Source organism: Marimonas arenosa (genome assembly GCF_030848945.1).
GTDB classification, from domain to species: domain Bacteria; phylum Pseudomonadota; class Alphaproteobacteria; order Rhodobacterales; family Rhodobacteraceae; genus Marimonas; species Marimonas arenosa.
This window is the reverse complement of the sequence record NZ_JANHAX010000001.1, coordinates 97,687-115,916: the sequence shown is the minus strand read 5'-3', so window position 1 is coordinate 115,916 and position 18,230 is coordinate 97,687. Positions and strand designations below refer to the sequence as shown.

General features: G+C 63.5%; 16 protein-coding genes. 7 read left to right on the top strand and 9 right to left on the bottom strand.

Annotated features, from left to right (window positions below; all coding sequences use genetic code 11):
- Nucleotides 1-295 precede the first annotated feature (295 nt).
- Nucleotides 296-487 carry a hypothetical protein gene (locus tag NO357_RS00600; RefSeq protein WP_306733671.1) on the top strand — a complete coding sequence of 64 codons (192 nt, stop codon included), beginning with the start codon at nucleotides 296-298 and terminating at the stop codon, nucleotides 485-487.
- Between the two features lie 179 nt (nucleotides 488-666).
- Here the strand turns inward: NO357_RS00600 and lon are convergent, their stop codons facing one another.
- The gene (lon, locus tag NO357_RS00595; protein WP_306734748.1) at nucleotides 667-3,072 is read right to left on the bottom strand and encodes an endopeptidase La; all 2,406 of its coding nucleotides are present in this window, start codon (nucleotides 3,070-3,072) and stop codon (nucleotides 667-669) included.
- Between the two features lie 410 nt (nucleotides 3,073-3,482).
- Nucleotides 3,483-3,677: a hypothetical protein gene (locus tag NO357_RS00590; RefSeq protein WP_306733670.1), complete on the bottom strand. Its 195-nt coding sequence runs from the start codon at nucleotides 3,675-3,677 to the stop codon at nucleotides 3,483-3,485.
- A 167-nt stretch (nucleotides 3,678-3,844) separates the two neighbouring features.
- On the opposite strand from NO357_RS00590, the gene NO357_RS00585 reads away from it, so the two are divergent.
- Together NO357_RS00585 and NO357_RS00580 are read left to right on the top strand one after the other, a co-directional pair.
- Nucleotides 3,845-4,498 carry an isochorismatase family protein gene (locus NO357_RS00585; RefSeq protein ID WP_306733669.1) on the top strand — a complete coding sequence of 218 codons (654 nt, stop codon included), beginning with the start codon at nucleotides 3,845-3,847 and terminating at the stop codon, nucleotides 4,496-4,498.
- Nucleotides 4,499-4,664: 166 nt separating this feature from the next.
- On the top strand, nucleotides 4,665-5,567 hold the full coding sequence (locus tag NO357_RS00580) for an SRPBCC family protein (protein WP_306733668.1): 903 nt from the start codon (nucleotides 4,665-4,667) through the stop codon (nucleotides 5,565-5,567).
- 52 nt (nucleotides 5,568-5,619) lie between these two features.
- Here the strand turns inward: NO357_RS00580 and tgt are convergent, their stop codons facing one another.
- Nucleotides 5,620-6,750: a tRNA guanosine(34) transglycosylase Tgt gene (gene tgt, locus NO357_RS00575; protein WP_306733667.1), complete on the bottom strand. Its 1,131-nt coding sequence runs from the start codon at nucleotides 6,748-6,750 to the stop codon at nucleotides 5,620-5,622.
- A 108-nt stretch (nucleotides 6,751-6,858) separates the two neighbouring features.
- On the opposite strand from tgt, the gene NO357_RS00570 reads away from it, so the two are divergent.
- The 4 genes from NO357_RS00570 (at nucleotide 6,859) to tpiA (ending at nucleotide 9,626) form a co-directional block, all read left to right on the top strand.
- Nucleotides 6,859-7,641: an enoyl-CoA hydratase-related protein gene (locus NO357_RS00570; protein WP_306733666.1), complete on the top strand. Its 783-nt coding sequence runs from the start codon at nucleotides 6,859-6,861 to the stop codon at nucleotides 7,639-7,641.
- Between the two features lie 371 nt (nucleotides 7,642-8,012).
- Entirely contained in the window at nucleotides 8,013-8,375 is a 363-nt protein-coding gene (locus NO357_RS00565; RefSeq protein WP_306733665.1) for an SUF system Fe-S cluster assembly protein, read from the top strand.
- A 29-nt stretch (nucleotides 8,376-8,404) separates the two neighbouring features.
- Entirely contained in the window at nucleotides 8,405-8,797 is a 393-nt protein-coding gene (locus NO357_RS00560) for a HesB/IscA family protein (protein WP_306733664.1), read from the top strand.
- 76 nt (nucleotides 8,798-8,873) lie between these two features.
- Nucleotides 8,874-9,626, top strand: coding sequence for a triose-phosphate isomerase (gene tpiA / locus NO357_RS00555; protein ID WP_306733663.1), 753 nt, complete (start codon nucleotides 8,874-8,876; stop codon nucleotides 9,624-9,626).
- A 106-nt stretch (nucleotides 9,627-9,732) separates the two neighbouring features.
- Here the strand turns inward: tpiA and NO357_RS00550 are convergent, their stop codons facing one another.
- The 6 genes from NO357_RS00550 to NO357_RS00525 all read right to left on the bottom strand — a co-directional run bounded on the left by NO357_RS00550 (nucleotide 9,733) and on the right by NO357_RS00525 (nucleotide 18,193).
- Nucleotides 9,733-11,616 (bottom strand): SLC13 family permease, encoded by a 1,884-nt coding sequence (locus NO357_RS00550; RefSeq protein ID WP_306733662.1) that lies wholly within the window; start codon nucleotides 11,614-11,616, stop codon nucleotides 9,733-9,735.
- A gap of 126 nt (nucleotides 11,617-11,742) precedes the next feature.
- The gene (locus tag NO357_RS00545; RefSeq protein ID WP_306733661.1) at nucleotides 11,743-13,137 is read right to left on the bottom strand and encodes a TRAP transporter large permease; all 1,395 of its coding nucleotides are present in this window, start codon (nucleotides 13,135-13,137) and stop codon (nucleotides 11,743-11,745) included.
- 3 nt (nucleotides 13,138-13,140) lie between these two features.
- Complete coding sequence (locus NO357_RS00540) at nucleotides 13,141-13,878, bottom strand: TRAP transporter small permease (RefSeq protein WP_306733660.1); 738 nt, start codon at nucleotides 13,876-13,878, stop codon at nucleotides 13,141-13,143.
- Between the two features lie 130 nt (nucleotides 13,879-14,008).
- Nucleotides 14,009-15,010 (bottom strand): TRAP transporter substrate-binding protein, encoded by a 1,002-nt coding sequence (locus NO357_RS00535; RefSeq protein ID WP_306733659.1) that lies wholly within the window; start codon nucleotides 15,008-15,010, stop codon nucleotides 14,009-14,011.
- A 283-nt stretch (nucleotides 15,011-15,293) separates the two neighbouring features.
- Entirely contained in the window at nucleotides 15,294-16,520 is a 1,227-nt protein-coding gene (locus NO357_RS00530; RefSeq protein ID WP_306733658.1) for a sigma-54-dependent transcriptional regulator, read from the bottom strand.
- Nucleotides 16,517-18,193 (bottom strand): sensor histidine kinase, encoded by a 1,677-nt coding sequence (locus tag NO357_RS00525; protein WP_306733657.1) that lies wholly within the window; start codon nucleotides 18,191-18,193, stop codon nucleotides 16,517-16,519. The genes NO357_RS00530 and NO357_RS00525 overlap by 4 nt, the downstream gene beginning before the upstream one ends.
- Between the last annotated feature and the right edge of the window lie 37 nt (nucleotides 18,194-18,230).

Below are 18,230 nucleotides of genomic sequence, written 5' to 3'. Positions count from 1 at the left end.
TTGTTTTCCGGTTCTTATTTTTTTCAGGTTAACCGTTTCGCGTCACAATATCTAGTTAAACTTCGCGCAGCGCCCCCAAAAGCTGCCCCCCGCGCACAGGAATGGGCAGGCGTGCCGCCCCGCTGAGAAGCCGCCATCCGGTCTGAAACGGCGCCCAAATCACCGCGACGGAAATCTGAGCTTTCTCAGCCATCCCGCGAGGAACATTGACTTTTTACACGTCGACGTTAGGATCGTCCTGTTTTTGGCCGGATACGGCCGTGCTGCCAATTTCTCGTACCACTTGGGGGACGACATGAAAAAATCCGTTCTTGGCCTGACCCTGGCCGCTCTGACCACCACCACCGCAACCGCCGGCTCGCTCAACGATCCCATCATTGAACAGGACCTCGTGACGACCGAGGCTGCCGCCTCCTCGGCGCCAAGCGCAGTCGCCGTGCTGGCGATCATGACAGCCGTGATGATCCTCGCCGCCACCGCGGACTGACCGCGGACCGAGAGACCACCACACGCGCGGCTCGGCCTGGCCGACCGTTCTGCGCCCGGAAGACGCCGCCGGGCGACCGGTTTCGGCGACCTGAGCGGCACCGCAACGACCTCCGGACAGAAAAAGCCGCCCCAAAACAGAGCGGCTTTTCCATTTTTCTAAAGCGTTAAGCGCAAGGCTTAATGCGCCGTTGCGCTCACGCCATCGCTGTCACCCAGCGTCGCGGCGGCCGCGGCTTCTTCGGCCTCTTCGTCCCATTCGACCGGCTCAGGCGCCGAGACCAGTGCCAGTTTCAGCACCTCCGACACGTGCTTGACAGGGATGATCTTCAGCCCCTCCTTCACGTTGTCGGGGATCTCCGACAGGTCCTTTTCGTTCTCCTCGGGGATCAGCACCGTCTTGATGCCACCCCTGAGCGCCGCGAGAAGCTTCTCTTTCAGCCCCCCGATGGCCAGCGCATTGCCACGCAAGGTTACCTCACCGGTCATGGCGATGTCCTTGCGCACCGGAATGCCGCTCAGGACGCTGACGATAGCCGTCACCATGGCGAGACCGGCCGACGGTCCGTCCTTTGGCGTCGCGCCCTCGGGCACGTGCACGTGGATGTCCCACTTGTCCATCCGCGGCGGCTTGACCCCGATCTGCGGCGCGATCGAGCGGACATAGGATGACGCAGCGTCGATCGACTCCTTCATCACGTCGCCCAACTTGCCGGTGGTCTTCATCCGACCCTTGCCCGGCAACCGCAGCGCCTCGATGTTCAAGAGTTCGCCACCGACCGAGGTATAGGCCAGCCCGGTCACCACGCCGACCTGGTCCCGTTCTTCGGCCAAGCCGTAGCGGAACTTCTTCACACCGAGGAAATCGCTGATATTTTCGTCAGTGACGACGATCTTCTGATCCTCGCCCTTGACGATCTTGGTCACCGCCTTGCGCGCCATCTTGGCAATCTCGCGCTCGAGGTTTCGCACGCCCGCCTCGCGGGTATAGTGCCGCACGATCGCGGTCAGCGCCGAATCCTCGATCACGAACTCGTCCTTTTTCAGGCCGTGGTTCTTGATCTGCTTCTCGATCAGGTGTTGCTTGGCGATCTCGCGCTTTTCGTCCTCGGTGTAGCCGGCCAGCGGGATGATTTCCATCCGGTCGAGCAGCGGCCCGGGCATGTTGTAGCTGTTCGCCGTGGTCAGGAACATCACGTTGCTGAGGTCGTACTCCACCTCCAGGTAGTGATCCACGAAGGTCGAATTCTGTTCCGGATCGAGCACTTCCAGCATCGCCGAGGCTGGGTCGCCGCGGAAATCCTGGCCCATCTTGTCGATCTCATCGAGCAGGATCAGCGGGTTGGTGGTCTTGGCCTTCTTCATCGCCTGGATGATCTTGCCGGGCATCGAGCCGATATAGGTCCGGCGGTGACCGCGAATCTCGCTCTCGTCGCGCACCCCGCCCAGCGAGATCCGGATGAACTCGCGCCCGGTCGCCTTGGCCACGCTCTTGCCCAGCGAAGTCTTGCCCACGCCCGGCGGGCCGACAAGGCACATGATCGGGCCTTTCAGCTTCTTAGAGCGCTGCTGCACGGCCAGGTACTCGACGATCCGCTCCTTGACCTTCTCCAGCCCGTAGTGGTCGGCATCGAGGATCTCCTGCGCTTTGTACAGGTCCTTTTTCACCCGACTGCGCTTGCCCCAGGGTAGGTTCAGCATCCAATCGAGATAGTTGCGCACCACGGTCGCCTCGGCGCTCATCGGGCTCATGTTCTTGAGCTTCTTGAGCTCGCCCTCGGCCTTATCCTTGGCCTCTTTCGACAGCTTGGTTTCGGCGATCTTCTCTTCGAGTTCCGCGATCTCGTTCGCGCCCTCGTCACCGTCACCCAGCTCCTTCTGAATGGCTTTCATCTGCTCATTCAGATAGTACTCGCGCTGCGTCTTCTCCATCTGCGACTTGACGCGCGTTTTGATCTTCTTTTCGACCTGCAGGACACTCAATTCGCCCTGCATCAGGCCATAGACCTTCTCCAGCCGTTCGCTGACGCTCAGCGTCTCCAGCAACTCCTGCTTCTGACCCACCTCGATGCCGAGGTGACCCGCCACGAGGTCGGCCAGCTTCGCGGCATCCGTGGTCTCGCTCACCGCCGCCAGCGCTTCCTCGGGAATGTTCTTGCGCACCTTGGCATAACGCTCGAATTCGGTGGTCACCGTGCGCTGCAGCGCCTCGATGGTGGCGGCGTCGCCCGGCATCTCGGTCAGGTATTCCGCTTTCGCCTCGAAAAACAGGTCGTTTTCCAGGTATTCGGTGATCCGCACCCGCGCCTGCCCCTCGACCAGCACCTTCACCGTACCGTCGGGCAGTTTCAGCAGCTGCAGAACATTGGCCAGCACCCCGGCCCTGAAAATGCCGTCAACCTCCGGCTCGTCGACGCTCGGGTCGATCTGGGAGGCCAGCAGAATCTGCTTGTCATCGGCCATCACCTCTTCCAGCGCCCGCACCGATTTCTCGCGGCCGACGAACAGCGGCACGATCATATGCGGGAACACCACGATGTCGCGCAGCGGCAGCACCGGATAGGAGGAATTCAAAGGCTCTTGCATGCTCATTATGGGGTCTGATCCTTGTTCTTGGCAAGGCGCCCGGCCCCTCGATCAGGCAGCGCGGGGCGCCTCCGCGTTTCCGAAAAGTTAAAGTGGGCCCTGCCCCGGTTCATTTCAACCTTTTGGGCACAATGCCTGCCCGCATCGCGCCCCGCAAGCGGCGAATGCGCGCGGGGTTAAGGCGGTTCACCCCTGTGCCGGCGCTTGACACACAGGCCGGCGGTTTTCACATCGCGCCACGCGTTACGGTCAACCGGAGATAACACGGGCCGGGCCTCACGCCATTACCCTTGCCTCCGTTGTCCGCTTTGCATCCTGGTCGCGCCCGCGCAGGCCGAAGCCGTCATAGGGTTCTCTTTCCGTCTCGAACGTGGCACAGCCAACATCGAAGACGTCTATTCCGTCGGCGGTTACAGCGCGGCCCAACCGATCTCGATGATGCGGAAATATTGCGTCGACGATAGAGTCGGGCAGATCGCCCATGTCGGCAACGCACGCACGCGCCGCGGCCAGATCCCGTAGAAGGTCCAGACCGCCTGCGCTGGCGGTACGCCCGCCCGGTTCAAGGCCCAGACCGCCGGGATCGAAACCGCGTACAGTGCCAAAGGTAGTGCCAAAGGTAATGACAAGGGCACGGCCATGGACGGGATCGCACATCCGACCGGCAGGACAATATTGTCTACCTGATCGCCACCCGTCCCTGACGCGGTCGCTCCCTTGCAGGCTCCCATCAACACGTTATCCTTGCCCGGCAACCGCCAGGAGGCCTGACATGATCGCGCAATTCGGACCCGACACCGCCCTGCTTCTGATCGACGTGCAGAAGGGCGTGCACGTGCTCGACCATTGGGGCGGCCCCACCGGGCGGATGAACAATCCCGCCTGCGAGGACAACCTCCGTGCCCTGCTGGCGGCCTTCCGCGCCGCTGGACGTGTCGTCGCCTTCACCCGCCATGACAGCATCGAGCCCGACAGCCCGCTGAAATTCACTCTGCCCACCGGCGCGCAGCTGCCCGGGCTGGAGACCGCACCCGGCGATATCGTGGTCGAGAAGTCGGTCAATTCCGGCTTCATCGGTACCGATCTCGAACTGCAGCTGCGCCGCGCCCGCATCTCGCGGCTGGTGATCGCCGGCTATTTCACCAATTTCTGTGTCGAAACCACGACGCGCATGGCCGGCAACATGGGCTTCGACACCTATCTCGCCGAGGATGCCTGCGCGACCACCAACCGTATCACCCTTGACGGAACCGACCACGACCCCGAGCTGGTGCATGCCATGTCGGTCGCCAACCTGCATGGCGAATTCTGCACCGCGCTTTCCACCGCCGACGCCCTCGCCCTGCTTTCGGCCGATGCCCCCACCCTCAGCCGCGCCCAGGGCAATGAAGCCAGTTCGGCCAAGCCCGAACGCCGCATCGCCTGACCCGCCCCATCATCTTGCCCCAAATTTCCCCGTCTGCGGCAACTGGCTGGCGGGTTGGGCGTCGCGCGCGTCACCCGCCATCCATGGCAATTCCGCGAAATCCGCACACTCGTGCCCCAATGTCCTGCTTGGACAGAGGGGTTAAGTGTCAATGCCCGGGTATGCCATGTTCCGTTTGATCTACCGCCAGCGCCGCCGCCTTCTGTTCGGCTGGTTCTTTTTCCTGCTGACCGTCTTCACCATGTTCTTTCACAGCAACGGCCACGATCTGGCCAGCGTTGAGCCTTCGCGGCTTCTCTGGGGGCTGCCGCTCCTTTTCGCGGCCGGTCTCGCGATGACCGGCGCCGTGTTTGCCGTCATCGCCCTGCTTGTCGCGGTGATGCCACGCTGGCGCCATATCGTCGAACTGACCTTCGTCATGGTCTTTCTCGAGGTCGCCCTAGGGCTTAGCCCCCGGATTGCCGCCCTGCTCGGCCTGCCTCCGGGCTACAGCGGTTTCGTCTGGTTCTTCATTTTCGTCGCCCTCTTCTCCGTCACCTACGGCGTCGCGCTCGACCGCTTCCGCTTTGCCCTCGCCTGGCGCTCGACCCGAATAGCCAAACTGCCTCTGCCGCCGGAAGAGGTCTGGAAATCCTTCGCCATCCGCGACCACGGCCCCGAGGGCCACTGGGCACCGCTCCTGCACCGGGTCGAGCCGCATCCCGACGATCCCGACACGCTCGATGTACTCTACAAACTCGGGCCCTCCACCTATGAACATCAAACCCAACAGGTGCTCGAAAGCACGGCGCCAACCCGCTATCGCTACCGCTTTTTTGGCGATACCGCCTCCCCCAACCGCGCCCTGACCACGGGCGAGTTCGAAGTGCAGATCGCGCCCGACGGCGCCGGGGGCAGCCACGTCACCGTCAGCGAACGCCACGACGCGATGCTGCCGCGCGACGCACTCAACTTGTGGTTCGACGATTTTCTCGGTGACACGCTCGATGCCATCCGCGCCCGCACCCTGGGCAAGCGGGACTGGTCCATCCGCGGCCTCGCCTGGCGCAAGATCCTCAGCCTGTCGTGACGCCTGCGGGATGGTGGGTGGGGCGATGGCGAAGCCGAGCGCCGTCCCGCCGTCACACCGGCTCGATATCGCCGATCGCGCGCGTGGCGTGAAACTCTTCCTCCCAAGCCGCAAACCTCCCCTCGGCAATCGCGTCGCGCATCCCCGCCATTATTTCCTGGAAATAGTGCAGGTTGTGCCAGGTCAGCAACATCGAGGAAATGATCTCATGGCTGCGGAACACGTGATGCAGGTACGCCCGGGAATAGTTGCGACAGGCCGGGCAGCCGCAGAGTTCATCCAGCGGCCGCGGATCGTCGGCATGGCGTGCGTTCTTGATGTTGACCACGCCGCGCCGGGTGAACACCTGCCCGGTCCGCCCCGAGCGGCTGGGAAGCACGCAATCCATCATGTCGACGCCGCGTTTGACAGCGCCGACAATATCGTCGGGCTTGCCCACGCCCATCAGGTAACGCGGTCGATCCTCGGGCAGGAAGCCGGTGGCATAGTCGAGCACACCGAACATCGCCGCCTGCCCTTCGCCCACCGCCAGCCCGCCAATGGCATATCCGTCGAACCCGATTTCGCGCAGCGCCTCGGCACTTTCTTCGCGCAGGTCCCGGGTCACCCCACCCTGCATGATCCCGAACAGCGCATGTCCCGGCCGGTCGCCGAAGGCGTCTTTCGACCGCGCCGCCCACCGCATGCTGAGACGCATGCTCTCGGCCACCGCCGCTTCGGTCGCCGGCAGCGCCGGACATTCGTCGAAACACATCACGATATCGCTGCCCAAAAGCCGCTGAACCTCCATCGACCGCTCGGGCGTCAGTTCGTGTTTAGACCCGTCGATGTGGCTCTTGAACGTCACCCCGTGCTCGGTCAACTTGCGTAAACCGGCCAGCGACATCACCTGAAACCCGCCCGAATCCGTCAGGATCGGCCGCGGCCAGTTCATGAACCGATGCAACCCGCCCAGCCGCTCAATCCGATCCGCCCCCGGCCGCAGCATCAGGTGATAGGTATTGCCAAGCAGGATATCCGCGCCGGTTTCCCGCACGCTCTCGGGCATCATCGCCTTTACCGTCCCGGCCGTGCCCACCGGCATGAAAGCCGGCGTGCAAATCGCGCCCCTGGGGGTCGAGATCACCCCCGTCCGCGCCACCCCGTCCGTGGCTTTCAGCTCAAAGGAAAACCGCTCGCTCATGATCCCATCCTTCGCCCGACGCGCCCCTTTAACGTCACGGCGGATCAAAAGCCAAGCCTTGCACGCCCCGGCCTGCCTCGGCACAGTTGCAGCCGGGAGGACCTTTCGATGAACCAGATGCCAGCACCCGACCTCGTCACCGCCACGCTCACCGATGGCGTCTGCACGCTCACGCTGGGAGGCGGCAAGGCGCACCCTTTGTCCTCGGCGATGATCGCCGCGCTGCACGCGGCGATCACCGAGGCGAATGAAACCGCCGATGCCAACGTGATCGTGATCGACGGACCCGGTCATATCTTCTGCGCCGGCCATGATCTCAAGGAAATCGCCCGCCACCGCGCCGACCCCGACGATGGCCGCGTCTATCTGCAACAGCTCTTCGATGATTGCGCCGCGATGATGCAGGCCGTCACTTTCAGCCCCAAGCCCACCATCGCCAAGGTCGATGGCATCGCTACCGCCGCCGGACTGCAGCTGGTTGCGGCCTGCGACTTGGCCTTCGCCTCCCATAACGCCAGCTTCTGCCTGCCCGGCGTGAATAACGGCGGCTTCTGCACCACCCCGGCCGTCGCGGTGTCGCGCGCGGTGGGTCGCAAGCACCTGATGGAACTGCTGCTCTCGGGCGAGGTCAAGGACGCCGCCTGGGGCTTGCGCGCCGGCCTGGTCAACGAGGTGACCGATCCGTCCGAACTCGCCTCGCGCACCACCGCCTTCGCCCGAACGCTGGCCACCCGCAACCCCGGCCCGATCGCGGCCGGCAAGGGGACGACGCTGCGCCACCTCGACATCGACCTGCCCGCAGCCTACGACCTCGCGACCGAAACCATGATCGGCCATTTCATGGACCCGGACCGGATCGCGCATGAAAAAACCTCGCGCTGGAACGAGTGACTCAGGGCTCCGGGCTCCGGGACGCAATGGCGTGAGGTCGGACGTCCTCGTCGGCGCATGTCGGATTTGACGACAGCACAGGATCGTTCGCGACGCCGTGCCCTGTCGTTACGCCAGCGGCATGGGTCCAACATGACCAACCGCTCCTTGAAACAGCGCCGGAGCAGGCCTCCGCACGCTCGGTTTACCCCACCCCCTACCAAAACCTTTCGCCAGCGCACACCAGACAGGGTGCCAGCCAGCCTGCCAGCCGGGATGCCAGACCGCCTGTTTCCACCGTACGGCAAGGTTAACCTTTGTCGCAGATGCACCTCTTTACGGGTCAGTCCTGAAACCTTATATGTTTCGTCAGGAAATTCGTGAGGCAGTCCATGACCGAACATCCCGAGCCGCTCGAAGGCACCCCGTTGATTGCGCCCTCGACCACGTCGCACAAGCTCTACGATCCGGTGGTCGAGGCTTGCCGTTCGGTCTTCGATCCCGAGATCCCGGTGAATATCTACGACCTCGGCCTGATCTACACGATCACCATCGACCACGATTGCGACGTTCATGTCGTCATGACGCTTACCGCGCCGGGCTGCCCGGTGGCCGGCGATATGCCGGGCTGGGTGCAGGACGCGGTCTCGACCATCGAAGGCGTCCGGCATGTGACCGTCGAACTGACCTGGGAGCCGCAATGGGGCATGGATATGATGAGCGACGAGGCCCGGCTCGAACTCGGCTTCATGTAATATAATCAACGGACTGAAAGGCGACGCTCATGTTTGGCATTCCCGGAAGACAGGCCGTGACGATGACCGCCACGGCCATTTCCCAGATCTCGAAACTGATGGCGAAAGAGGGCCACCAGGGCCTGCGTATCGGCGTCAAGAAAGGCGGCTGCGCCGGCATGGAATACACCATGGATTACGTCGACGAGGTCGACCCCAATGACGAGGTGGTCGAGCAGGACGGCGCAAGGGTGATGATCGCCCCGATGGCCCAGATGTTCCTGTTCGGTACCGAAATTGACTACAAGACCTCACTTCTGGAATCCGGTTTTGTCTTCAACAACCCCAACGTGACCGAGGCCTGCGGCTGCGGCGAGTCGATTAAATTCAAGGATATCGACGAGTTGGCGACCGAACATGAGAACGGCGCGCCGAAACTCTGAACCGCGACATTGCTTCCCTTGACCCACGCGCAATCCCCGCGATGATGGCGCGAACGGGAGAGACAGGGAGAACCGCATGCGCCGTAAACTCGCCGCCGGAAATTGGAAGATGAACGGCCTCAGGGCCGCGCTCGCCGAGCTTGAAGCGCTGTCCCAGACCCATCCCGAACCGGATGTCGACATTCTTGTCTGCCCGCCCGCGACCCTGATCAGCTCCGCCGCGCAGACCGTTGAAAATGCAAATATTTCAATCGGCGGACAGGATTGCCATGCCGAGCTCTCGGGCGCCCATACCGGCGACATCTCGGCCGCGATGCTGGTCGATGCCGGCGCCAGCGCGGTAATCCTGGGCCATTCCGAGCGCCGCGAGGATCACGAGGAAAGCTCCGAAATGGTGCGCGCCAAGGGCCGCACCGCCCAGGGCGCCGGCCTGGCTGCGGTCATCTGCCTTGGCGAAAGCCTCGCTCAGCGCGAGGCCGCCAACACGCTCGATATCATCGCCGGTCAACTCGCCGCCTCGCTGCCCGACAATTCCACGGCCGAGAACCTGGTGATCGCCTACGAACCCATCTGGGCCATCGGCACCGGCATGATCCCGAACATGGCCCAGATCGGCGAGGTCCATGACTTCATCCGCACCCGGCTCGAACGCCGCTTCGGCGCTGGTGTCGGCCGCGGCGTGCGCATCCTCTATGGTGGCTCCGTCAATCCTGGCAACGCGGCCGAGATCTTCGCGGTTCCCAATGTCGACGGCGCGCTCGTCGGCGGCGCCTCGCTGAAGGCAGAAGATTTCTCCCCCATTATCAAGGCCCTGGAAGCCAGCGCCTGATCCTTTTTTTATCTGACCCGAAATATCCCGGGAGTTTGGGGGCAGAGCCCCCAAGGCCTGCGTGGCCCGAACGCAACGGATCCTGCCTGCGCAGCAGGCCGCCAGTTCAATAGACCAAGTTCATCACCGTCATCGACACGATCAGGAAGATCACCGTCATGATACCGCCCGAGCGCACGAAATCGGCCACCTTGTACCCCGCCGGTCCCATGATCAGCGCGTTGACCTGGTGGGTCGGGATCAGGAACGAATTCGAGGTCGAGATCGCCACGGTCAGGGCGAAGATCGCCGGATCGCCGCCGGCCTGCACGGCGATCGACACCGCCAGCGGTACCAGCAGCACCGTCGCGCCCACATTTGACATCACCAGCGTGAACACCGTCGCCAGAATCGCCACGCCCAGCTGCAGCGACCAGATCGGCCAGCCGTCAAGCAGCGACACCACCTGATGCGCGATCCAGGCCGCCGTACCGGTATGCTGCACCGCCTGGCCGAGTGGAATGAGGCTCGCCAACAGGAACACCGTCTGCCAGCTCACCGCCTCATAGGCTTCGTCGATCCGCAACACCTGTGTGGCGATCATACCGGCGGCGCCAACCAGCAACGCAAGCGACAGCCGCACATCTGTGAACAGGATGAGCGATAGCGCGATCAGAAAGAACACCAACGCCCAGCCGACTTTCTTGGGCCGCATCTCCTCGCGCGGGAAGTCCGAGGTCACGACCACGAAATCGCGGCGCTGCGCCAAGCGCGCCAGGGCCTCCCAAGTGGTGAAGACCGCGAGCGTATCGCCCGCCTGCAAAGGGATGTTCAGGATATCATCGGCGGTATGCTCCTGGGTTTCCACCAGACTGTAGGTCTGACCCGCGCGGTGCACCGCCAGCAGGCTCATGCCATAGGTCCGGCGCATCGCCACTTCCAGCGGAGTCTTGCCCACCACCGGACTGGTCGGGCGCACGACCACCTCGCCAACCCCGGCCACCGTCGGCGCGAAATCCTCGGCAAAGACATCGAGATCGTCGAGCACATCGAGCCCATACCAGCCCGCCACCTCCTCGATCACCTTGCGGCGACCGAGAATCGCCAGCCGGCATGGCGTCTCGATCTTGGTGTCCACCGGCGGCGTCATGTAGCGGCGGCCGTCGCGGGCCGAGCCGATGATATAGAGGTTGTGCGCCTGCATGATGTCGCGAAAGGTCTGGCCTTCCAGCAGGTTGCCCGCCGGGAAACGGACCTCGACGATGTCGGATTTCAGGCCGTAAGTCTGCTTGAGATATTCGCCAACTGCCTGGCCCGAGGTCCGGTCGTCGCCCAGAACCCGCGACGGCAGCACCCAGCGGCCGAAGAACACGAAATAGAGGATCCCCGAGAGCACCAGCGCCAGCCCCACCGGCGTCACCGAGAACAGCCCGAAGGGCTGCATTTCGTTGTGTTTCGGCAGGCTCTGGTTCGCGGTCACGATCAGGTCGTTGAGAAGAATGAGTGGCGACGAGCCCACCATCGTCATGGTCCCGCCCAAGATGGCGCAGAACCCCATCGGCATCAGCAGCCGCGAGAGCGGCAACCCGGTGCGCACCGAGATGCGCGAGACCACCGGTAGGAAAAGCGCCGCTGCCCCGACGTTCTGCATGAAGGAGGAAATGAAACCCACCGTGCCGGAAATGATCGGGATGATCCGCTTTTCGGTCCGCCCGCCATATTTCAGGATGGTCGCCGCCACCTTGCTCATGAGCCCGGTTCGGTCGAGCCCCGCCCCGATGATCATCACAGCAATGATCGAGATTACCGCGTTCGAGGCAAAACCGTCGAACAGGTGCTGCGGATCGGCCAGGTTTTCCATGCTCGGAAACTGGCTCAGAATGCCCAGCAGGACCATGATCAGGATCGCGGTAAAATCGATCCGGAAAAACTCGGTAACGAAAAGCAACACGGTCAGACCCAGCACGGCCAGAACCACGATCATCTCGAAGGTCAGTACGGCGACATCCATGAAATCCCTCCCATTCACGGATCAGCATATGTCCGTGCTGCGTGCATCCCAAAGGATATTTTGTCGCTATCTGAAAAAAAGCGGGACCGCAGGCCCGCTCGTCCGATTTGGCTTTAGCCCAAGTGGCTAGTTGGTCACGAGTTCCGGCCCCATCAGCGTGGTGGGCAGGAAGGTCGATATCCAGGGTACGTAGGTTACCAGGATCAGGAACACGAACAGCACCGCCAGGAACGGCAGCGCCGCCCGGACCACATTCATCATCGGCATCCCCGCCACGCCCGACGTCACGAACAGGTTGAGCCCGACCGGCGGCGTGATCATCCCGATCTCCATGTTCACCACCATGATGATGCCCAGATGGATCGGATCGACCCCGAGCTCGATAGCGATCGGAAACACCAGCGGGGCTACGATCACGATCAGCCCCGACGGCTCCATGAATTGCCCGCCAATGAGCAGGATCACGTTGACCACGATCAGGAACATGATCTTGCCGAAGCCCGCCTCCAGCATCGCCCCCGCGATCTGCTGCGGAATCTGCTCGTCGGTCAAAACGTGCTTGAGGATCAGCGCGTTGGCGATGATGAACATCAGCATGATGGTCAGCTTGGCCGCCTCCAGCAGCGTCTTGCGCGTGTCGGGATGCCAGAACGCGGTGATCAGCGCCTGCGGCTTCTGCAGCAGGCTCTTGCGCTCTTCCCCGTCCCGAGCGGCCAGCGGCCCCATGTCGCGATAGACGAACACCGCGATCAGGAAGGCATAGACCGACGCCACCGCGGCCGCTTCCGTCGGCGTGAAGATTGCCGGGGTGATACCGGGAATGCCATAGATCCCCACCATGATGATCACGATCAGCATAAGCCCCCAGAACGCGTCGCCGAAAGAGGACGCGATCTCGCCCCAGCCCAGCCATTCGCCCTTGGGCATGTTGCGGATACGGGCCATGATGTAGATTGTGACCATCAGCATGATCCCGGCCAGGAGTCCGGGAATCACGCCCGCCAGGAACATCCGCCCGACCGACACGTCGGTGGCGCTGGCATAAACCACCATGACGATGGACGGCGGGATCAGAATGCCCAGCGTGCCGGCGTTGCAGATCACGCCGGCGGCAAACTCTCGGGTATAGCCGGCCTGCCGCATCGCCGCGATAACGATGGTCCCGATCGCGACCACGGTTGCCGGCGAAGACCCCGACAGCGCCGCGAACAGCATGCAGGCAAAGACGCCGGCAATCGCCAACCCGCCGCGCAGATGACCGACGCAGGCGATCGAGAAGCGGATGATCCGCCGGGCCACCCCGCCCGTCGACATGAAGGACGAGGCGAGAATGAAAAAGGGAATGGCCAGAAGCGTGTAATGCCCTGCCATCGCCTGGTAGAGCGACTGCGCGATCGACGCCAGCGAGGTCTCTGAGAACACCAGCAGAAAGATCATCGAACTGAGGCCGAGCGAAACCGCAATCGGCACCCCGATCAGCAAGAGGCCGATCACCATCGCGAAGAGAAAGACGATATCCATGGATCAGCCCTCTTTGTGCTGCGCCGCGGCTTCTTCCACCGCGTCTTCAGCCTCGTGGCTCACGATCAGTGAGTCGCGTGTGCCGCGCAAAATCCCCGCCGTGGCCTGGACGAACCGGTACAGCAGCAGCGCCGCGCCAATCGGAAGAATGACGTAGGGGATGAAACGCGGAATCTTCTCGTAAGTTTCGCCCGCGTTGAACACGTCTTCCATCCAACGCAGCCAACTCAGCATCGGGATCTGTTCGGTCTCGTACCACGCCTGATCGCGCGAATTGGCAAACCCGGTCGGAAACCACCGGCCCTCGGTCGCGTTGAACCCGCCGAACGGCGCCCAGTAATCCCAGGCCCCTTTAAACAGCAGAAGGGAATAGATCAGGCAAGCCGCCGCCGACAGGATCACCATTTTCCGCCGTGTGCCCTGCGAGACCATGTTCAGGATCGCATCGACCCCGAGATGCGCCGAGATCTTGACCCCGTAGGAAATCCCGAACAGCACCAACCAGGCGAACAGCACAAGCGTCACTTCGAGCCCCCACAGGATCTCGGTCGGCAGGCTCAATCCGGTGCCCTGCTCGATCCAGTCCCCGACACGAGAGTTGAAGACATAGCGCACGACCACGTTGGCGAAGGTCAACAGCGCCATGAGCCCGAGCAGAAGCGCGATGATGTTTTCTTCGAGCGTGTCTATGACACGGCCAAAACGGCTGCGCGGCGGGCTCGGACGCACTGGACCGGACATGGCTCACTCCCCCTGTTTTTCTGCGACAGCGTCCGTCTGCGGCCCCTCACGGACCGGTGCGGCTGTTTTTGGGCGCGGCCCGGCCGCCCGCAGGCGCCGGGCCGAAGCCATCGTGTTTGCCCCCTGGGGCTCAGTTCATTTCGTTGATCTTCTGCGCGGCGGCAATGTTGTCGGTGCCCACGTCGCCCTCGAACTCGCTCCAGACCGGCTTCATCGCGTCAACCCAGTCCTGGCGCTGCTCCGGTGTCAATTGACGCACAACACCGCCGGCGGCGATGATCGCCTGCTTGGCATCCTCGTTCACCTTGGTCGACTCGGCGTTGCGCGCCTCGGTCACCTCGCGCAGGATGGTGCCCAACTGGTCACGCACATCCGCCGGCAGGCTGTCCCACCAGTCGATGCTGGTCACCACGAGGTAGTCGATGATGCCGTGGTTGGTCTCGGTGATACCGTCCTGCACCTCGAAGAATTTCTGGCCATAGATATTCGACCAGGTGTTCTCCTGCCCGTCGACAACGCCGGTCTGCAGCGCGCCGTAGACCTCCGAGAACGCCATCGGCTGCGGGCTCGCGCCCAGTGCGCGCATCTGCGCCACCAGCACGTCCGACGGTTGCACCCTGAATTTCAGCCCGGCGGCGTCCCCCGGCGTCTCCAGCGGTTTGTTGGCGGAGAACTGTTTCATGCCATTGTGCCAGAATTCCAACCCGAGCAGGCCGCGACGGGTCATCGACGCCTTCATCGCCTGGCCGGTTTCCGATGTCTGGAAGGCGTCCACGGCGGAGATGTTCTTGAACATGAAGGGCAGGTCGAAGATCCGGAACTGCTTGGTGAACTTCTCGAATTTCGACAGGCTCGGCGCGGCCAGTTGAACGTCGCCCTGCAGCATCGCTTCCAGCACCTGGTCATCGTTGTAGAGCGTCGAGTTGGGGAAAACCTCCATACAAGCCTTACCGTTCATCTCCTCGTTCACGCGCTGCTGCAGCAGCGTCGCGGCGATGCCCTTCGGATGTTTGTCGGTGTTGGTTACGTGGCTGAATTTGATGACGATCTCGCCATCGTCACAGGCGGCAGCGGCGGCGCCTGCGGTCACGGTCAGAGCCAGCACGGTTGCGGCAGTGGTCAGGAATTTCATGTCATTTCCTCCCTGGAATTGATCACACACGCCCGGAAATCGAGCAGATTTCGTCATAGTCGACATGGCGCAGCGCATCGACAAGCCCACAAGAAACGGCGGCGCGATTTGAGGTGGTTTTCTTTTCTTTCAATGGCTTATCACCTGCTCTTCAGCGCTCACCAAACCCGCCGGCGGATCGTTGTGTGATTCCCCGCACGACCCGATCCACGCTTGTGCGAAAAACCGCACACCCTAGCTATGTATCGAATCCGCACTTCCGGCCGAAGCAAGCTTCACCCGATCAGCGGAAATCTTCGGGCTTCAGCCCGTGCCGGGCCAACTTGTCATAGAGAGTCTTGCGCGGCAGTTTGAGCGCCTCTGCGGCGGCACTGGCGCGGCCCTTGTGCCGCCCGAGCGCGGCCGCCAGCAGCGAGCGCTCCACCCGCGCCAGTTGCTCGGCCAGCCCCGCTCCGGCGTCGCCGCCGACCTCGTCGGCCGTACCCAGAACAAAGCGCATCGCGGCGCTCATCAGCGAACGGGCATTGCCGGGCCAGTCCCGCGCCATCAGCTCAGCCAGATGCTCGGGCAAGATCTCCGGCGGCGTCAGCCCGGCCTGCTCGGCCGCCTGCGCCGCGTAGTGCCGGAACAGCACCGGAATGTCCTCAGGCCGTTCCTTCAGCGACGGGATCCGCACCCGCATCACGTCGAGCCGGTAGAACAGATCGGCGCTGAACGCGCCGTCCTCGACCTTTGCATCCAGGTCCGCCGTCGTGCCCGCGATCACCCGCGCCCCGGCCCCCTGCTCGATCCGCTCCAGCGCGGCATATTGCGTGCGTTCGGGCAGAGCTCCGATTTCCTCGAGAAAAAGCGAGCCCCCCGCGGCTTCGCGGCAGAGCATTTCCAGATCGCCAGGCTTCAACCCCGCCGCAGGGCGCTTGACGAACGGGCCCTGCCCGGCCTTCGACATCAGGTGGATCACCTCGGCGACCTTCGACACCCCCGACCCAGGCGCCCCCGTCACCAAAACCTCGGCCTGGGTTGCGGCGGCTGCACGGACCCGGTGGCGTAGATCCTCGGCAAGTGTCGAGGTGCCGAACAACATCCGCGAGGCCGGGTCGCCCGCCTCGAGCTGCACCTTGAGACGGCGGTTTTCCAGTACCAGCGCCCGGGTCTTCAATGCCCGCTGAAGCGCTCCGACAAGGTCGGCCGGCGCGCAGGGCTTTTCCAGAAAGGCGAACGCCCCCTGCCCCATCGCCTTCACCGCCATCGGGATATCGCCCTCGCCGGTCAGCAATATCACCGGGAGTTCCGGGTCCACCGTGCGTGTATGGTCGAGCAGGTGAAACCCGTCACGTCCCGGCATGCGGATATCCGACAGGATCACCCCGTCGAAGGCCGGCGAAATGTGGTCCTTCGCCACCACGAAAGATCCCGCGATAACCGGCTCCAGGTCGTGCAGTTCCAGCGTCTGACCCAGCGCCTCGCGCACCGCCGCGTCATCGTCCACCAGAAGCACCTTGCGCGTCATGCTGCCGCCTCCTCGTCCTGCCATCGCTCCAGCTCGACGGTGAAGGCGGCACCGCGCGGAGCGCAGTTCTCGCCACGGATGTTACCGCCGAAACTCTGCACCAGACCATAGGAAATCGACAGCCCCAGGCCCATTCCTTCTTCGCTGCCCACCTCCTTGGTGGAATAGAACGGCTCGAAGATCCGGTCCGGGTCGGAAATGCCAGGACCGGTATCTCGCACCGTCACCGCAAGCTGCGGACCTTCCTCGATTCCGATGCGAATGCGCCGCGAGCCCTCCTGCCCAGCCATGGCGTCGGCGGCGTTGTTGATCAGGTTGACGAAGACCTGAGCCAGCCGCACCTCGCCGCCCAGGGCGAAAACCGGCCCGGCCGGGCGCACCCAGTCCAGCGCGACCTCATCCTTGCGCAGCCTGGCCTCGGTCAGTTCCACCGCCGTGTCGATCACCTGACCAAGATCGACCCGCCCCATCGGTTCGCTTTCGTTGCGGGCAAAGGCGCGCAGGTTGCGGATGATACGGGCCGCGCGCGCCGCCATGTCCGAAATCCGGCCCAGGTTCTCCTGCGCCCTTTCGGGACAATTGCGGTCGAGAAAGGCCGCGCCGTTTTCGGCGAACTGCCGGATTGCCATCAGTGGCTGGTTGAGCTCGTGACTGATCCCGGCGCTCATCTGCCCAAGCGCGCTCAGCTTGCCAGCCTGCACCAGGTCAGCTTGGGCGCGTTTGAGTTCTTTGGTGCGGGCATCGACCCGCGCCTCGAGCAGACGGTTGGCCAGCGTCAACGCCCGCCGCCGCTCCATCGCCAGGTAGAGAAACGCACCGAACACCAGCCAAAGAGCCGCGAAAACCGCGGCCTGCAACCCGGCCAACCGCAGCGCCGGCAGGGTATCCACCAGCGCTTCTGCCCGCATTCCGATCACCGGCAAGTCCCGCTTCAGATGCAGCGCGCGGCGTGGAATGTACGGCCCCCAATCCAGCGCCCAGATTTCCTGCCCGGACCTCAAAGTCACGGCAAAGCTCGGCTCCGCGCCATCTTGCGGGCGCAGCCCCTCGCCGTCACGCCGCCAGAACAGCAGTTCGGATCGGTTGGAGATGAAGACCACCCCGGCCTGGTCCACGAAAAACACCGCCGGGCGCGATCCGCGCCAGTCATCCTCAAGTGCTGCAAGATCAACCGCCACCACCAGCGCCCCCGTCACCCCTCCGTCGGCTGCGAATCTCGGCGCCGCATAGACATAGGCCCGTCGCGCATCATCACCAAAGAAACCGTGGCCCGATCCCAAGGCCCCGTGCATCGCCCGTTCCACCCACGGGCCTTGCGCCACGCTCTGCGCCCCCGCAGCTGTCGCCCGGGCCAGCACCCGCCCGGTCCGATCGACGTGGATAAGGTTCAGTGCCGCCGTCTTGTCCGAAGCCGCCAGCAGCAGTGCATTCGCCGCGTCACGGTCGCCGGCATCCAGCGTCGGGTGCGGCGCCAGCAGCACCGCCATCTCCTGATAGCGCTGCAGCTGCCCGGTCAGCCGGTCGGTCGCCAAGGACAGGTCGGCCATCCCTTGCTGCGCCAGCCGGTCCAGCGCCTGGCCATAGCCATAGGTGAAAATGCCCGCGGACATCGCCGCCACCGCGGCGAGAAAGCCCAGCACCAGCCAGCCACGTCTGATGACCCCGTGTTCCATAGCGCCGATTTAACCGCGCCCCGCTTGCAAAGACCAG